This is a genomic window from Azospirillum thiophilum (genome assembly GCF_001305595.1).
GTDB classification, from domain to species: domain Bacteria; phylum Pseudomonadota; class Alphaproteobacteria; order Azospirillales; family Azospirillaceae; genus Azospirillum; species Azospirillum thiophilum.
Genome location: NZ_CP012406.1, coordinates 227,286 through 241,310 on the forward strand (window position 1 = coordinate 227,286; position 14,025 = coordinate 241,310).

23 protein-coding genes are annotated in these 14,025 nt (G+C 67.4%); 6 read left to right on the plus strand and 17 right to left on the minus strand.

Going from position 1 to position 14,025, the window contains the following annotated elements:
* Positions 1 to 2: 2 nt before the first annotated feature.
* The 16 genes from AL072_RS29310 to AL072_RS33885 form a co-directional block, all read right to left on the minus strand.
* A complete protein-coding gene (locus AL072_RS29310; RefSeq protein ID WP_045585022.1) occupies positions 3 to 245 on the minus strand; it encodes a hypothetical protein in 243 nt (80 codons plus the stop codon).
* Positions 242 to 655, minus strand: a complete 414-nt coding sequence (locus AL072_RS29315; protein ID WP_045585023.1) for a hypothetical protein — start codon at positions 653 to 655, stop codon at positions 242 to 244. The genes AL072_RS29310 and AL072_RS29315 overlap by 4 nt, the downstream gene beginning before the upstream one ends.
* Positions 652 to 1,410, minus strand: a complete 759-nt coding sequence (locus AL072_RS29320) for a DUF2786 domain-containing protein (RefSeq protein WP_045585024.1) — start codon at positions 1,408 to 1,410, stop codon at positions 652 to 654. Before AL072_RS29320 ends, AL072_RS29315 begins: the two co-directional genes overlap by 4 nt.
* Positions 1,407 to 1,739: a hypothetical protein gene (locus tag AL072_RS29325; protein ID WP_045585025.1), complete on the minus strand. Its 333-nt coding sequence runs from the start codon at positions 1,737 to 1,739 to the stop codon at positions 1,407 to 1,409. Before AL072_RS29325 ends, AL072_RS29320 begins: the two co-directional genes overlap by 4 nt.
* A complete protein-coding gene (locus AL072_RS29330) occupies positions 1,736 to 2,116 on the minus strand; it encodes a hypothetical protein (RefSeq protein ID WP_144428411.1) in 381 nt (126 codons plus the stop codon). The genes AL072_RS29325 and AL072_RS29330 overlap by 4 nt, the downstream gene beginning before the upstream one ends.
* Positions 2,106 to 2,510, minus strand: coding sequence for a hypothetical protein (locus tag AL072_RS29335; RefSeq protein WP_045585027.1), 405 nt, complete (start codon positions 2,508 to 2,510; stop codon positions 2,106 to 2,108). Before AL072_RS29335 ends, AL072_RS29330 begins: the two co-directional genes overlap by 11 nt.
* Before the next feature lie 9 nt (positions 2,511 to 2,519).
* The gene (locus tag AL072_RS29340) at positions 2,520 to 3,155 is read right to left on the minus strand and encodes a DUF3164 family protein (protein ID WP_045585028.1); all 636 of its coding nucleotides are present in this window, start codon (positions 3,153 to 3,155) and stop codon (positions 2,520 to 2,522) included.
* A gap of 74 nt (positions 3,156 to 3,229) precedes the next feature.
* Complete coding sequence (locus tag AL072_RS29345; protein ID WP_052710337.1) at positions 3,230 to 3,622, minus strand: hypothetical protein; 393 nt, start codon at positions 3,620 to 3,622, stop codon at positions 3,230 to 3,232.
* A complete protein-coding gene (locus AL072_RS29350) occupies positions 3,619 to 4,077 on the minus strand; it encodes a helix-turn-helix domain-containing protein (protein WP_052710338.1) in 459 nt (152 codons plus the stop codon). Before AL072_RS29350 ends, AL072_RS29345 begins: the two co-directional genes overlap by 4 nt.
* The gene (locus AL072_RS29355) at positions 4,074 to 4,430 is read right to left on the minus strand and encodes a hypothetical protein (RefSeq protein WP_045585030.1); all 357 of its coding nucleotides are present in this window, start codon (positions 4,428 to 4,430) and stop codon (positions 4,074 to 4,076) included. Before AL072_RS29355 ends, AL072_RS29350 begins: the two co-directional genes overlap by 4 nt.
* Positions 4,427 to 4,780 (minus strand): hypothetical protein, encoded by a 354-nt coding sequence (locus AL072_RS29360; protein ID WP_052710339.1) that lies wholly within the window; start codon positions 4,778 to 4,780, stop codon positions 4,427 to 4,429. Before AL072_RS29360 ends, AL072_RS29355 begins: the two co-directional genes overlap by 4 nt.
* On the minus strand, positions 4,777 to 5,295 hold the full coding sequence (locus AL072_RS29365) for a hypothetical protein (protein WP_045585031.1): 519 nt from the start codon (positions 5,293 to 5,295) through the stop codon (positions 4,777 to 4,779). Before AL072_RS29365 ends, AL072_RS29360 begins: the two co-directional genes overlap by 4 nt.
* A gap of 71 nt (positions 5,296 to 5,366) precedes the next feature.
* Entirely contained in the window at positions 5,367 to 6,131 is a 765-nt protein-coding gene (locus AL072_RS29370) for an AAA family ATPase (protein ID WP_045585032.1), read from the minus strand.
* A gap of 76 nt (positions 6,132 to 6,207) precedes the next feature.
* Positions 6,208 to 8,352 (minus strand): Mu transposase C-terminal domain-containing protein, encoded by a 2,145-nt coding sequence (locus tag AL072_RS29375; RefSeq protein ID WP_052710341.1) that lies wholly within the window; start codon positions 8,350 to 8,352, stop codon positions 6,208 to 6,210.
* 50 nt (positions 8,353 to 8,402) lie between these two features.
* Complete coding sequence (locus AL072_RS29380; protein WP_045585033.1) at positions 8,403 to 8,876, minus strand: phage regulatory CII family protein; 474 nt, start codon at positions 8,874 to 8,876, stop codon at positions 8,403 to 8,405.
* Positions 8,877 to 9,132: 256 nt separating this feature from the next.
* On the minus strand, positions 9,133 to 9,327 hold the full coding sequence (locus tag AL072_RS33885) for a helix-turn-helix domain-containing protein (protein ID WP_158511105.1): 195 nt from the start codon (positions 9,325 to 9,327) through the stop codon (positions 9,133 to 9,135).
* Positions 9,328 to 9,584: 257 nt separating this feature from the next.
* Between AL072_RS33885 and AL072_RS34625 the strand changes: the two genes are divergently transcribed.
* The 6 genes from AL072_RS34625 to AL072_RS29400 all read left to right on the plus strand — a co-directional run bounded on the left by AL072_RS34625 (position 9,585) and on the right by AL072_RS29400 (position 13,706).
* Positions 9,585 to 10,103 (plus strand): helix-turn-helix domain-containing protein, encoded by a 519-nt coding sequence (locus tag AL072_RS34625; protein WP_144428412.1) that lies wholly within the window; start codon positions 9,585 to 9,587, stop codon positions 10,101 to 10,103.
* Positions 10,104 to 10,370: 267 nt separating this feature from the next.
* Positions 10,371 to 10,577, plus strand: coding sequence for a hypothetical protein (locus AL072_RS34630; protein WP_144428413.1), 207 nt, complete (start codon positions 10,371 to 10,373; stop codon positions 10,575 to 10,577).
* Between the two features lie 55 nt (positions 10,578 to 10,632).
* A complete protein-coding gene (locus AL072_RS34635; protein WP_144428414.1) occupies positions 10,633 to 10,899 on the plus strand; it encodes a hypothetical protein in 267 nt (88 codons plus the stop codon).
* Between the two features lie 261 nt (positions 10,900 to 11,160).
* Positions 11,161 to 12,123, plus strand: coding sequence for a magnesium/cobalt transporter CorA (corA, locus tag AL072_RS29390; RefSeq protein ID WP_245637080.1), 963 nt, complete (start codon positions 11,161 to 11,163; stop codon positions 12,121 to 12,123).
* Between the two features lie 54 nt (positions 12,124 to 12,177).
* Positions 12,178 to 12,618, plus strand: coding sequence for a hypothetical protein (locus AL072_RS29395; protein ID WP_045585036.1), 441 nt, complete (start codon positions 12,178 to 12,180; stop codon positions 12,616 to 12,618).
* Between the two features lie 44 nt (positions 12,619 to 12,662).
* Complete coding sequence (locus tag AL072_RS29400; protein WP_045585291.1) at positions 12,663 to 13,706, plus strand: 4-(cytidine 5'-diphospho)-2-C-methyl-D-erythritol kinase; 1,044 nt, start codon at positions 12,663 to 12,665, stop codon at positions 13,704 to 13,706.
* A gap of 4 nt (positions 13,707 to 13,710) precedes the next feature.
* Here AL072_RS29400 and AL072_RS29405 read toward each other — a convergent pair whose 3' ends face one another.
* A complete protein-coding gene (locus tag AL072_RS29405) occupies positions 13,711 to 14,025 on the minus strand; it encodes a DsrE family protein (protein ID WP_045585037.1) in 315 nt (104 codons plus the stop codon).

The following is a 14,025-nucleotide window of genomic DNA, read 5'->3' on the forward strand; positions in this document are numbered from 1 at the left end:
GATCAGACCTCGGTGGGGTGGGTGGCGGTGCGGAGCAGGCTGGCGAGGCTGGGCAGACCGGGCGCCATTGGACGCTCGGGGAGGCACGCGGGAATACCGCGCACCCGCCGGAGGGTCCGGACGTGCGGTCCATCGACCAGGAACTCGACCTCCTCGGGATGGCCGGGGATGCCGGCCACCAGGAGGACGGGAACCAGGCCGCCGTCGAAGAGCGAGACTGAAAGGGCGGGGGTGGCGGCGGTCATGCGTGCCCCACCACGGCATGATCCGGGAGGACTTGGCGCAGTTCATGGCCGACAGCGGCGATCCACCACGCGTTGCCCCAGTTCCACGGGCGGACGATGCGGGGGTCATGCCGATAGTCGATGACGCCGATCCGCCAGCCCACGTCGCGGCGATACCAGCCGGCCGCGATGCAATCGGCGAACTCGGTTCCCTGTCCCGGCTGGGTGTAGCGGTCCATGCCGTAGATCAGCTCGTCGGCACCGTCCCGAATGGTGCGACCCAGATGGGCCATGACACCTTCGGGAGGCAGGGCGAGCGCCCTGAGCGTGAGCTTGCCATCTCGCCGGACAATCATCTGGTGCGGCCAGACACCGCTTTCGTCGATCGACGCGCTGATCAGCTCGTGGAACGTGGCAGGAAGGTCGGTCATGGCATCAACCCCTTCGCGGCTTCGGCCAGACGATCCAGAGGGTCGGCGCCGATCAGCGCCGGCGCCGACCCACCAACCCCCACACCGGCGTTCAGCTCTGCGGATTGCCCGTCGCGACGGCCGGACTGCCAATCCCGGTGTTCATAGTCCCGCAGGTTGCGGTCGGCGTTGCGGTCGCGGGGCGACAGCTCGGTCAGCGACGGGTAGGCCAGTGCCGTGTACGCCTTGATGGCGTCACCGTCTTCCGGCCGGCGCGCCATGCGGTTGACCTTCCTTGCGACCCCCGCTACCCAGCCGTCGCAGAACAGATCGGCACGGCGGACCTTGTTGGCCCGCACCGTGACGCGCTTCAGTTTTTCAGCGATGTAGGTGCGGCGGGATCGGCTCAGCTGGCGATGCAGCACGTCGAAGGCATAAGCCGCCACTTCAGGCAGCGGATCGATGCCGATGAATGCCCATTTACCTGAAGCGAGGAAGATCAGGTCGCAAGCGAACGCGCGACCAATCAGCCCGGCAAGATCGTCTTCCCATTTCGGCGGTTCGTTCGCCCGCGTCCCACGCTCCGTCCGGTTCTCGCAAGCATCCCGCGCGCGGCATTCCTGATCGGAGATGCCATCTTCCTCCATCATGCGTTGCGCCATCGCCAAGGCGGTGGCGGCTTCATGCTCCGTGGCACCGGGATCGCGCGCCACGGCCAGCAGCTTGCGGACCCTGTCGATGCGCCGGGTCCGCTCGGGAGTGTCGCTGCCATTCATGCCCGGCCCTCCCGATGTCCGGTCGAAGCGCCCAGCTTGACCACGGCGCCGGCCGGCACGCAGCCGGCCGCCAAGCTCTCCTTGGCTTGGCGGAGTTGCCGGGCCGCCCCCTCCAGCATCATGACGCCGGCGTCATAGGCGGCAGGATCATGGCGGGCACCCAGCGTGGCGGTGATGGTCATGAAGACGGACAGCGTCGCTTCCACCGCCTTCTCGGTCCCGTGGTCGCGCTCCACCGCCACCAGTCCGGCCAGAGTGGCCGACACTTCCGGCCGGACGCCGGGCATGTCCAGCCCGCTACGGTGGATCAGGTCGATGATCCTGGTCATGCCATGCCCTCCGTCGCGCTGGTCGCGGTCAGGGCCGGGATGGTGGTGTCGGCATCCTGGTGGTTGGGCGTCGAGTGCAGGTCGATGGCAGAAGCCCACGCCAGCAGACAGGCCGCCGCGTCGACGATCTCAGCGCGCGCGGGCGCACCGGACGACGCCCGTTCAAGCTGCCCGATCAACTTGGCGATCCTGGCCTCGACCCGGTCGAGGATGGCCGGCCCATTGCTGGCGACCGGCGCCGGGTACTGGCGGATGAGGCGGGCGCCGACCTCGCCCAGCAGCTTTTCCAGCTTCAATGCACCTTCATCGTTCAGGCGAAGGCCGGTGGCTTGGACGATCTCGACAACGAGAGAGGGGGCGGCCTTCTTAGAGGGCATGGCGGGTGGTCTCCGAAACGGTGACGTTGGATTTCGGGCAGTCGGTGCCGGCGGACCGTTCGCGGTTGGCGATCATCCGGGCGGTGCGGCTGCCGACGCGGTCGCCGCCATCGTTGACGTCCTTCGCCATCGCGGCGCAGCAGTGCTGACAGAACCAGTATTCGGTCCGGCGGATGCTCTCGGGCTCGTCGCCCTCGTCCTCGTCGCCGACCTGTTCGACCAGGTGGCGGCAGCGGGTGCCGGGGGTCAGCTTGCCGCCGCAGGTGTGGCAGCGGGGCGGCTCCGGAACGGTGACGATCTGATCGACGAGCGTCCGCTCGCCGTCGCCGAAATCGCCGTCGAACGGGTTGTAGTGAAGGGCGGCGGGTTCGCTGAAGGCTATGATGTTGGCCATGACATCACCTCACGCACTGGCAAGGTCGATGGTCACCGCTTCCCACCGCGCTTCGGGCGACGGGCGGCGGTAGAAGCGGACGTAGGTCTTGGTGCCTTCGATCCGGACGCTGTCGGCGATGGCCGTCATGGCCTGTTTCCACCGCTCGTCCTCGATGGCGACGCGGCGCAGGGCGAAGATGGCGTCACGGCTGACCTGACCTTCCTGGTCGACGCGGAAGGCGTGTTCCACTAAGGCGCGGATGTTGTCGTTGGCGCCGGTCGACCAGTCGGCGATGCAGGCGTCGATCAGGTTCTTGGCGATCTGCAGCTCGGGGCCGAAGGTCATGTGGTCGGCGACGGCCACCTGCACCTTCATGGTTCCGTCGAAGCTGGTCAGGGTCATGTTGCCCTTCTGGCCGCCGCGGGTGTCCTGGTACTGCTCGGCCAGCAGGGCCAGGAAGGCGCCGACGTCGTCGAAGGTGTGGACCTTGAAGCGGGCGATCTGGGCCGACAGGTCGTCGGCATAGCCCATCAGCTTGTGGACCAGCTGGTCCTGCAGCTTGTCGGCCGGCTTGACCAGGGCCTCGGGCACCAATCGGCCCTTGGCATCGGCCATGTAGCCGGCGGGGATCGCCGGGGCGGTGGTCGGAGTGGCGGTTTCCATGGACTGCTTACCTCTTGGGGTGGTGGTGTTCCCGCCGGTGGCGGGGTTCTGAGAGGAGGGGGTCGGGGCGTCCGTCACCGGGCGCCTCCGATGCGGGCGGCGACCGGCTGGCCGGCGGCGCGCTGCTGTCCGGTCAGCAGCAGCACGGCTTCGGACAGCAGGCGCATCTGTTCGGTGACGCTCCGGTGCAGCGTGACGCCGGCGGCAACGGCTTGGGCGACATGGACGGCGCCGTCGATGGACACCGGCGGCTGCACGCCGATCCAGCCGCCGCCCTCGGCCGGGGCGACCGTCATGGTGGACAGCTCGCCGCGGTCCGGATCGGACAGCAGGCAGGTGTATCGGCCGTCGCCATGGTCACGGACCGTGACCACGCGGCGGGTCACCGTGTGCAGCGCTTGTCCGGAACCGCCGGGGATGTCGATCTCGACCAGCCCGTCGGCGTAGGGGATGAGGCGGGGCGTCATCGGCTCAGCCTCAGCGAGTGGATGCCGACGGCGCCGGAGCAGTAGACCTCGGTCGTGCGGCAGCGGCCGCAGATGCGGTTTCCCGGCCCTTCGGAGGCGAAATGGCTACCGCAGCACAGGCATTTCCGGACTTTCGTCTCGGCAGCAGCCTCCTGCAGTGCGGCCGACGCGGCGCGCGACGCCGGCTTCCTCGCGGGCTGGTCGCCGCAACTCGCCGCTTCGACGCCGGCGGGCGTCAGGCGCAGGATACCGGGGCTGTTGCCATGCGGTGCCTGTACCACCTCCAGCCATCCGCGAGTGATGCACTCGGACCGCGCGTAGAGGCCGGAGGTTTCGCTGTATCCCAGCCGTTCGGCGAGTTTGCGGGCGGATGGCGTCTGTCCCTCCGCCAACACCTTGGCATAGCCACACAGGAAGACCTGCAGGACGGTTTCGGAGAAGCCGCGCTTGCTCATGCCGCGTCTCCCCCGCCGATCCGGCCGCTGGACGGGCGGTGCTGCTGGACGGCCTTGCGGGCGAAGCCGGCCGCCGTCTGCAGGATGACCGCCAGCCCGACCAGCTCTTCGGCGCTGTAGGACACGAAAGGCCGACCGCTCGACCGGCTGCGGACCGTCTCCGCCGCCTGCCCCAGCCAGACCCCGCGGCGGAAGTCCACCGCGCGCAGCATGCGGGCCAGATCGCTGAAGCGGTCGGCCAGGGCGGCAGTCTGCGCCGCCGCCTGCTGGGAAGGGTTCTTGGCGAGCTGCTGGATCTGGACAGCCAACGCGTCGAGCGACGACGCGACGGCGGTGGGTGCGATGTGGGTCATTTCGCGGTCCTCCTTGGGCAATCGCGGCAGGCGTTGCGCAGCATGCCGGCGAGAAGTGAGCGGGAGCGCCGGGCGGTCAGCTGTTCGCGGGCACAGCGGGTGTCGTCGATGTCCCCCAGCACGGCGCAGGGCTGGGAGACGCCCATCCGCTCGGCTACGGCGGCCTCGACGCGGTCGAGGTTGGCGCCGTAGCGGGCCGACAGGACCAAGCTGACGGTGGCCTTGCCGTAGCCGATGACGGCGCCGGCGGCGGCCAGCCCGTCGCGGTCGGCCCGCTCGGCGAGCGCGATGACGAACGCGGGCGGGGCGCCATTCCAGGCGGCGCGGGCCTTGTCGAGGTGGCCGCTCATTCGGTCACCGCGTCGACCAGGATGGAGAGGTTCGGATCCCAGAGACGGCCACCGCGCAACGCCTGCGGGGCGTCAGGACCGGTGTTCTTTCCCTTCTTGAGCCGGTACCGGCCTTCGGTCGGAAAGGCCCCACCAACGGCCTCGGCCAGAGTGTCGAGGTAGCCATGCCGGCGCAGGGCCGCGACGTAGTTCCAGGTGTTGCTTTCACCAGAGCGCGTCAGGGAGGCCAGTTCCCGCACAGTCCACCCGGAACGCAGAGGCTTCATTGCAGCCCACATGCGTTCGAACGGCTGGGGCACGGGGTCCAGCTTGCCCTTGCGAAACCGCGGGCAGCGGCGCCCCACGTCCTGGACCAGTTCATAAACCGCCGGCTGAACACCGCCGGACTTCTGGCGCGGCTCCTTCATGCGGACCAGACCGGCGGCCATCGCCTTTTCAAGGAATGATTTCGCTGTCCTGACCGACACGCCGGGCACCACCAGATCGCGCTGTATGAACACACGCTTGGCCCGCATCTGCTCCCAGCACAGACGCGGCGACACCAAGCGGAGACGGTACTGTCCACCGCCGTCTGTCTTCGCAGGCATCATCCGAACCGCCTCACCGCCGGAGCGGCGCCGGTGTTGATCCGCTGACCCGCATAGCCCGCGGCGTCGATCTCCTTCAGACCCTCGCCGGCGGCGAAGTCGGCGATTGCGACCAGATTGACCGCGACGCGGCCGGTCGACCGGTAGGTCTGGTCGAGCAGCTGCTGCAGCAGATCGTCGGCGACCGCGACGCGCGGGCAATACAGGGTCGCCAGCTGGCGGGCGTCGTCCATGTCGCAGGGCTCGGCCTGCACGAAGTCGAGGATGCGGCGATGGAACCGCTCGTACCGCTGCAGCTTCTGCGGCAGCCCCTCCTCGCCGATCAGCACGATGGAGGCGGTGCCGGGCGAGGCCATGTCGTGCAGCGCCCGCACCTTGTCGATCATGTCCTTCTTCGCCAGATGGTCGGCTTCGTCGATGATCAGCGGCCGGCGGCTGGTCTCCAGTTCCTCGGCGATCTTGGCCGCCAGCTCGTTGTTCGTCGCATGGGGCGGCATGGCGATGCCCATGGCGTCGACGACGGCGCGGAGCATGGCGCGGGGCGTCCAGAAGTCGTTCGCCTCGACGTAATAGGCCATGTGGTCGCTGGCGCCGACCCATGCGGCGGCGCGGCTCTTGCCGTCACCCGAGCGGCCATGGAAGACGCCAAGGCCGGGGACGTCGGGGCTGCGGCCCTTCAGCTTGATGACCAGCTCTTCCAGCAGCGTCAGGTTTCGCAACGGGGCGAACGATGCGGACTTGCGGGCTCGGTTCACTTTTGACATTGTAAGGACTTCTCGTTTGTTGTGGTTTGAACGGCCCTGCGCGCCCCACGCGTGGGGCCGTTTCCTTTGGTGCCCGTCACTCGACGGCGCGGGCGAAGGCCGCCTTGCGGGCGGCGTCGTTCTTGCGGGCCAGGAACCAGGCCGCGCTTTCGATCGATTGCAGCCATTCCAGTTCGTCCTCGCTGACCTCGGCATCGGCGGCGATCCGCGCCTCGATGTCCTGCGCCCGGCGCCACCAGCGGTCTTCGGGCTTCTCGGCCGCCTGCGCCGGAGCGGCGATGCGGCGGGCGATATCGGCCGTCCGGGCCTGCTCGCCGGCATCCCGCGGCCGTGGGGCGGCCGGAGTGGCGGCGGTGATCGCCCGCTGTGCCGCGATCAGACCGGCCGACGGCTGTACCGCCGGGGCGGACGGTGCGGGCAAGGCCGGCGGCGGGGCGGCGGTCGGAAGGGCTGTGACGGTGGCGGCCGGCTTGCCGATCAGCGCGTCGGCCAGTTCGTGGGGCTTGAACTTCGTCTTGGCGGCGCGGATCGCCGCCTTGCCTGCCTGGATGAAGCGTTTCTGCAGCTCGGCCGCTTCGGCGGCCAGGGCGGCGCGGGACAGGCCGGCCCGCTCCGGGTTCTCGGCGATGCAGAGGAAGGCGAAGGGTTCGGAGTGGTAGACCCACACCCGGCCCATATCCTCCGGATCCAGACGGACGTCGAAGCGGTCCCCGGTCCCGATGTAGGGGATCAGGTCGACCGACCAGAAGTCGGCGTTCTCGACCCGGATGCCCTTCTTCGACACTGTGCGTGTGCCGCCATCGGCCGCCGGCATCAGCAACAGGTCGATCTGGCGTTCATCGGTCAGGCGGGCTTCCCAGCCGGCGCAGCTCTCCGCCAGAGCATGGGGCGTGCGGTCGCCCAACCCCTCATGCGGGTTGTGATGGTAGACGTTTTCGACCCACGCGTCGGCCAGTTGCTGCAGTTCGACGCCGGTCAGCGCCGCCTGGAAGATGTCGGCATCGCTTTCCCCCATGCGGGCCGCGAAGGTTTCGCGTGAGCGGATCGCCTGACGAGTGGCGACGTTGTGGCCGGTGTAACCCGGCAGCAGCGGCATGAAGCCATGCTGGACCGTGCCGATCGCGCGCTCGACGTGCGGCTTCTGTTCCGGTGAATAGGGGTCGCAGGTGGGATGCGCGGCATCGAGCAGGAAATAGGCGCGTTGGGCCTCGCGACTGACAAAGTCGCTGCCGTTGTCGGTCTTGATCGCTTTCGGCATTCCCCATGCCAGCACCGCCCGGCGGATCAGCAGAAACACGGCCGACGTGCGCGGCACCTTGGTCACCAGGATCATCATGCGGCGGGTGTAGACGTCGACCACGACATAGATGCTGTGGCGGCCGTCGGTCAGCATGACGTCGGACGGCGACGCGTCGATCTCCCACAGCTGGTTCGGCCGTTCGATGCCCTCGCTGTAGGAGCCGACCGCGGCGCGGTGCTTGTTCTTCCAGTCGTCGGGGTTGGTCAGCGCAAGGTGCAACTGCCGGTGCTTGTTCTTCCAATCCTGCCAGGCTTCGAGCAGGCGGCGTTCTGACGGCATCGGACGGGTGGAGCCGTCGAACAGCTCGACGTCAGCGCCGAAGCGCTTCAGCAGCAGGGTGCGCACCTGGTGCATGGCGAGATGGGGGTTCTCGACCAGCACGGCGACCATGAAGCCCCTGACGTCCACGACTGCACTGTCGAGCACGCCGGCGCCCTTGCGGTTGCCGTAGCGTCCGGCAAGGGCCGCGGCATCGCCAGTCGACCGCGCGCGGGTCCAGCGTTCCAGAGACGACATGCTGATCGTGGGGCATGCCGACCGCACCCAATCGGGGACGTCGATCTGGCGGGCATTGTAGAAGCCGATGAACTTGTGACGTGCAGGCGTCAGGCTGTCGCCGCTGGCGGCATGGAAGCTGTCGAAAGCGGCGAGGATCGCCAGCTTGTAATCCTGGCGCAGCCGTGCCTCGAGCGTTGCCGGCAGTGCCGGGGTCGCGTCCTTCAGCGGCTTCGGCAGAGCCGGGGTAGCCGTGACGACGGCGTCGGCAGCGCCGCGTCGCGCCAGTTCAATGCGGGCGTCCTCCGGCAGCGAGGAGATGTGGTACTCCCGTCCGCCACCGCGGCCAGACCGCTCGCGATAAGACCAGCACTCATCAGTCGCGCGGAGATTTATTCCGCGCTTGGAAGTCGGCAGCTTCGGCAAGGCTAGAGCTGCGATTTCCGCTGCGGACAACCAGTCTCCCGCCATGGCGGTCAGCCCCGCGTCCGGTCGGTCAACACCGGCCGCAGATGCATGTACTCGCGCAGCATGGCGTCGCCTGCTGACAGCATTTTCCCGGCTTCACCCGCGTCGATGGCTCCATCGGAGTAAGCGGCGGCGAACTCCGCAAACAGCTTGCTCGCGTGTTGAGCGATCTCGGCCACGTTCTTGGGAATGGCCTCTGCGGCCGGCTCGACCGTCACAGCCAACAAGGTGCAACCGGCCTCAACGGCCAACCACTCAGTAACTGCCGGTTGACCGCTGTAGCGCTCCAAAGCCGCTGCGATATCGGCAGGCATATGACAATTGGCGTCTTCTTCGCTGTCGTTGCTGTACCTGAACAACTGGGATCTGGACACCCGCGCTACTTCAGCAGCGCGCTGCAGACCGCCACAGTGTTCGATCAGGTCCGCGACAGCGGCTTTCAGGCTGCCGGGCCGGCGATGCTTGTAAGGAGATTTGGCCATCTCTGTTCCCGTTGTGGATGCGCCTATTGCTCTGCGAGCGTCATCCGAGTTGAGAAATTGGGGCGAAAATGAAACTCTCTGAGGAACTCTTTAAGGACGCCGCTGTACGTCATGTGACGGTGGCGTCTGTCGCTTTGGCTGTGGCTTTGGTCGACGTAAGCCGGCCGTTGTCTGCAGCCTTGATCGATGTCGCTGACGCCCACTTGGGCTGGGCCTCGTCCTCGCTGGCAATCGGGCGGCTGTATCGCCGCCGCTACTAGGCCGCTTTGCGATCTGGCGGCCGAGTGCGACACAGCCGCGTTCCATCTGCCCGGTACCGCTCAGGAAAGAGATCCTGCACCGCGAGGTCGAGCTTTTGAGCCAGCGCGGCTTCGATGCGGGCGGAGGGCAGGTGCAGAGCCTGCGCGACAGCTTGAGGGCAGACGCCAATCTGAAAGGCGATCTGGCGCATGCTGCTGCCCCTACGACGTAACGCAGATACCACCCAATCACGGCGATCAGCAGGGTCCAAGGGAACTACGGGTTTTGCCATTATATCGCCTACGACTATCGATATTTCTACCGTAGTACCACGAGTTTTCGACGGACGACAACGAGAAAAATCAGAGTGGGAAGAGTTCCCAGTTCGCTTCACGCTAGAGGTCGTCCGCAATGGAGATTATTTGTGTGAATTCAATGGCTTCCAAGACACGAACCGGAGAGCGTGAAGTGGGAAGCCAGGATCCCACTTCGGTCGATGAACTGGGATCTCGCATTTCTCTCGTGGTCGGCCTCTATAAAACGAAGACCCAGGCCGCCCGCAGCGCTGGCACCACACTCGAGATGCTAAACCGTTACATCCGCGGCGAGCACAAACTGCCACTAGAAAAAGCGACAGGGTTATGTGAGCCAGTGGGCGTCAGCATGAACTGGTTGGCTTGGGGCATCGGCCCAATGCTGCTCAGCGATTGCACGCCAGCGGCTCCATCCGCCCTGGACAGGATGGATGAGGCATTGCTAGCCAATCTGGTGGAAGGCGTTGACGTCTTCTTGGCAGCAGAAGACCTGCAGCTGCCTCCGCGACACAAGGCGCGGGTTACCGTATTGTTCTACCGATTGTTGGAACGGCGCCGTGCACGGCTGCAAACGGAAGGAAGCGATATTCCTCCCGAACTCCGCATCGGAGGCCATCCAGTCGACATTTCAGCAGACCCGGACCTGTCAGACATTGTTCGCCTTGCTGAGTGAAAAGTCACATAAGATTGCAAGCGCGAAACTTTGAATCAAATAGCCGCGCAAATCTTGCGCATGGCTATCCTCTGGTGGCACACTGCCTGTAACGCTGCAACCTCAGCGGCATACAATGGTATGCTGCCGAGCAGCGGGGGCCAGGGCTGGGAAACCCTGGTCACGGGATTGACACAACCCGTTTGAGGAGCACCATCGACCCGGTCTCGATGAGACCCCTCCCCCCACCGGCCACGCGGCTTGAGTGGGATAGCACGGAGTGTGCCAATGTGTCGTTACCCCGCGGTAGAGGATTTCCCTGAGGCCGCAGAACTTCGCCAGATTTTCGCAATGGCTTTGGCCAATCGTGAGCGGCGTCAGAAGCTGAAAATCATCACCAATGAGGGCGATACACCTGTTCATTTCCCTTCAAAGAGGCTGTTTTTTTATGATATTCAAGCGACAGCTGCAATGAATGACAACGCCAGTCGATAATGATGGCGCTTCGTCAATCCCATTTTGGGACGGCATGTCGATATTGAGAGGCATAATGAAAGACCTGCGAGAAGACGCTTTGCGCTACCCGTCAGCTTCCGCTATTTTTCTTCGAGTTTTTGGTGCTGCAATCAGTGTTATTGGAGTGATTCAGCTAGTCGTTTTGTCCGGCGATTTTATCATTGGTACGATTACGGTTACCGGTGGGTTGATCGTGTTCGCCCTTGGAAGCCTTCGGAAGGCATTGGCCGATATCATCTACGAACTGCGCTCCTTCGCCGACGTACGCACGTCAAACCATCCAGCGAATACCGATGAGTGAGCAGGCGACGCATGGTTTGACGTTCGCGGCCTCCGGATCGCTCAAAACCCTTGGAAATCCACGATCTACGTCCCACGCGGTCCCGGAAAATCCCAGCAGATCCCGGGTTCCCACTACGTCAAACCATAGGTCTCTTCACAGTCGGATTCGTCGACGCTGCCGGGGAACCTCTTTAGAGTGCCGCCTCGCAGCAGCCTCCCGCCGGGTTTTGCATCCATGTCCCTGCCACCGTCTTCCGATTCCGCAACGCCCCGTCATGCCGTGATCGCGAGCGCCGCCTATTGCGACGGCCGGCGCATCGCCGACGTCCCGATCGCGGAGGCCGGAGCCTGGGCGGCGAAGGAGGGCCACTTCGTCTGGATCGGGCTGTGGGAGCCTGACGAGGCGCTGCTGATGGAGGTCAAGCACCAGTTCGGCCTGCACGAGCTGGCGGTGGAGGACGCGCTGCACGCCCACCAGCGTCCGAAGGTCGAGGTCTATGGCGACGGCCTGTTCATGGTCCTGCGCACCGCCAAGCTGGAGAAGGGCGGGCTTGTCATGGGCGAGACCCATCTCTTCGCCGGGCGCGGCTATGTCGTCACCGTGCGCCACGGCGCCTCGACCAGCTATTCGCCGGTGCGGGCACGTGCCGAAAGCGCGCCGCAATTGCTGAAGCATGGCGAGGATTTCGTCGTCTACACGGTGATGGACTATGTGGTCGACTGCTATGTCCCGATTCTCGACCAGATGGCCGGAATGGTCGACGAGCTGGACGCCCAGCTGATCGCCCGCCCGCCCGGCATGGCGGAGATCGAGCGCATCCACCAGCTGCGCCGCGACCTGGAGCGGCTGCGCCGCAACGCCTCGCCGCTGCTGGAGGTCTGTTCGCGGCTGGAGCGCTTCGACCTGCCGATGATCGATCCGGCGATCCGCCCCTATTACCGCGACGTCCAGGACCATGTGATCCGCATCAACGAACAGATCGGCTCGCTGCGCGAGGTGCTGTCCTTCGCCTTTGAAACCAGTATGATCCTGGCCACGGCGCGGCAGAACGACGTGACGCGCAAGCTGGCCGCCTGGGCCGCCATCCTCGCCGTGCCGACGGCCGTCGCCGGCCTGTACGGCATGAACTTCGAGCATATGCCGGAGCTTCACTGGCGGTACGGCTATCCGGCGGTGCTCGCGGTCATCGCCGTCGTCTGCGCCGGGCTGTATGTCCGCTTCCGGCGGACGGGATGGCTGTGACGGCGCCCCACCGGGCAACTGGGCCGGCCGAAGGGCAGGATTGAAGGACGGGACATGACCGACGCGAAGACCACGCTGCACGCCCTGCTGGACGCCTATCTGCGCTGCCCGGCGGAGGCCGCCCGCACCGAGCTGGAGCAGGCGTTGCGCAGCTACCAGACCGATTGGATCCGCGCCCGCGCCGGGGACGATGCCCCGCCGCTGCCGGCCGCGGCGGCGACCCTGGCCCCGGTTCCGGCCGCTTCGGCGGCAAGGCCGGCGGTGCCCAAGCCGCGCTTCCCCATCGCGTCCGCCGACCTGGAGGTGCTGAAGCGTCTGGCCGACGGCTGGCCCGGCACCACGGCCGAGGTGGCGCGCTGGGCCTGGTTCGAGAACCGGGAACTGGTGACCCTCGCCCCCGGACCAGCCGGCCCCGACACCTCCGGCGGCGGGCCGGAACTGCTGCGGCTGACCCCGCTGGGGTGGGCGGCGCTCGGCCGCCTGCCGCCGGACTGACCACCCCCGGACCGCACGGGATCGACCCCAACGAAGTGACGCTCATGACCGGCATTCCCATCGTCGAGGCCGCACCGGCCAAGCTGAACCTGTACCTGCATGTCACCGGCCGGCGCGACGACGGCTATCACGAGTTGGACAGCCTCGTCGCCTTCGCCGCGATCGGCGACACCGTCGCCCTGGCATCGGGCGCGGCGCGGGTGACGCTGCGCGGGGCGGACCTGCCGCCGGCCGGGCCGCGGCTGGCCATCGCCGGGCCCTACGGTCCGGCGCTGATGGGCGGGAGGCCGGCGGACAATCTGGTGATGCGCGCCGCCCACGCGCTGGCCGCCCGGCTGGGGCGCGAGGCCGACGTGATGATCGCGCTCACCAAGCTGCTGCCGGTCGCGTCCGGCATCGGCGGCGGGTCGGCCGACGCGGCGGCCTGCCTGCGGGCGCTGGCCCGGCTGTGGGGGCTGCCGCCCGGCGATCCGGTGCTGTTCGCGGTGGCCGCCGGGCTTGGTGCCGACGTGCCGGTCTGCGTCGCCGGGCGCAGCTGCCATTTCGGCGGCATCGGCGACCTGCTGGACGAGGCACCGGAATTGCCGGAAACCCATGTCGTGCTGGCCAACCCGAACGTCCCGGTGCCGACCCCGGCGGTGTTCAAGGCGCTGGCACAGGCAGGCGGAACGCAAGGCGGCGCCAGCTTCTCCGCCCCCGCCCGCCTCACCCGCCGGCCGGCCGATGCCGGCGACCTCGCGGCGATGCTGCGCGAGCGCGCCAACGACCTGACCGCCCCGGCCCTGACCGTCGAACCGGAGATCGCCGACGTGCTGGCGGCGCTGGAGCGCAGCCCCGGCTGCCTGCTGTCCCGCCTGTCGGGCAGCGGCGCCACCTGCTTCGGCCTCTACGCCACGGCGGCGGCGGCGGAAGAGGCGGCGGCGGCCATTGCCGCCGACGAACCCGGATGGTGGGTCAGGCCGACCCGCCTGCTGCCCACCCCGCCCGGCGCCCCGGCCCTGCCGCGCGGCATCGTCGCCGATGCCGCCGCCGCGGTCCCGCCGCCGGCTGCGGCCTTCCCCGACACCGGCGGATGGGGGGTCGGGTGACGCCTCAGGCCCGCATGTAGCCCCAGCCCTCGGCCTGGGCCTCGGCGATGTCGAGGACGCCGGCCGGGACGACGGTCAGTCCGCCGGCGCTGCGGCCGGTCCGGGCGAGCGTGTTGCCGCAGACGCGCAGCAGCCGGTCGGTCTCCGCGTCCGGGCCGTCGAGCGCCGCCGTCACCGCGCCGGCATTGACGACGATGCGGACCTGCGCGTCGGGCCGGGCCGCCAGCAGGTTGCGGGCGTTGTTGCGCGCCCGCTCCAGCGCGGTCGGGGTGGGGGCGTGGATGACCAGCCGCAGGGGAGCGGTCCCGGAAGACGTCAT

Bases quoted from the DNA above. Each gene is read 5' to 3' on its own strand.
- AL072_RS29360 (WP_052710339.1), bottom strand. From the start codon at position 4,780: ATGAGCGGCCACCTCGACAAGGCCCGCGCCGCCTGGAATGGCGCCCCG.
- AL072_RS29365 (WP_045585031.1), bottom strand. From the start codon at position 5,295: ATGCGGGCCAAGCGTGTGTTCATACAGCGCGATCTGGTGGTGCCCGGC.
- AL072_RS29350 (WP_052710338.1), bottom strand. From the start codon at position 4,077: ATGAGCAAGCGCGGCTTCTCCGAAACCGTCCTGCAGGTCTTCCTGTGT.
- AL072_RS29380 (WP_045585033.1), bottom strand. From the start codon at position 8,876: ATGGCCAAATCTCCTTACAAGCATCGCCGGCCCGGCAGCCTGAAAGCC.
- AL072_RS29400 (WP_045585291.1), top strand. From the start codon at position 12,663: ATGACCGGCATTCCCATCGTCGAGGCCGCACCGGCCAAGCTGAACCTG.
- AL072_RS34630 (WP_144428413.1), top strand. From the start codon at position 10,371: ATGTGTCGTTACCCCGCGGTAGAGGATTTCCCTGAGGCCGCAGAACTT.
- AL072_RS29345 (WP_052710337.1), bottom strand. From the start codon at position 3,622: ATGACGCCCCGCCTCATCCCCTACGCCGACGGGCTGGTCGAGATCGAC.
- AL072_RS33885 (WP_158511105.1), bottom strand. From the start codon at position 9,327: ATGCGCCAGATCGCCTTTCAGATTGGCGTCTGCCCTCAAGCTGTCGCG.
- AL072_RS29405 (WP_045585037.1), bottom strand. From the start codon at position 14,025: ATGACGTCTTCCGGGACCGCTCCCCTGCGGCTGGTCATCCACGCCCCC.
- AL072_RS29325 (WP_045585025.1), bottom strand. From the start codon at position 1,739: ATGACCAGGATCATCGACCTGATCCACCGTAGCGGGCTGGACATGCCC.
- AL072_RS29395 (WP_045585036.1), top strand. From the start codon at position 12,178: ATGACCGACGCGAAGACCACGCTGCACGCCCTGCTGGACGCCTATCTG.
- AL072_RS29330 (WP_144428411.1), bottom strand. From the start codon at position 2,116: ATGCCCTCTAAGAAGGCCGCCCCCTCTCTCGTTGTCGAGATCGTCCAA.
- AL072_RS29355 (WP_045585030.1), bottom strand. From the start codon at position 4,430: ATGACCCACATCGCACCCACCGCCGTCGCGTCGTCGCTCGACGCGTTG.
- AL072_RS29320 (WP_045585024.1), bottom strand. From the start codon at position 1,410: ATGAATGGCAGCGACACTCCCGAGCGGACCCGGCGCATCGACAGGGTC.
- AL072_RS29340 (WP_045585028.1), bottom strand. From the start codon at position 3,155: ATGGAAACCGCCACTCCGACCACCGCCCCGGCGATCCCCGCCGGCTAC.
- AL072_RS29335 (WP_045585027.1), bottom strand. From the start codon at position 2,510: ATGGCCAACATCATAGCCTTCAGCGAACCCGCCGCCCTTCACTACAAC.
- AL072_RS34635 (WP_144428414.1), top strand. From the start codon at position 10,633: ATGAAAGACCTGCGAGAAGACGCTTTGCGCTACCCGTCAGCTTCCGCT.
- AL072_RS29370 (WP_045585032.1), bottom strand. From the start codon at position 6,131: ATGTCAAAAGTGAACCGAGCCCGCAAGTCCGCATCGTTCGCCCCGTTG.
- AL072_RS29315 (WP_045585023.1), bottom strand. From the start codon at position 655: ATGACCGACCTTCCTGCCACGTTCCACGAGCTGATCAGCGCGTCGATC.
- AL072_RS29310 (WP_045585022.1), bottom strand. From the start codon at position 245: ATGACCGCCGCCACCCCCGCCCTTTCAGTCTCGCTCTTCGACGGCGGC.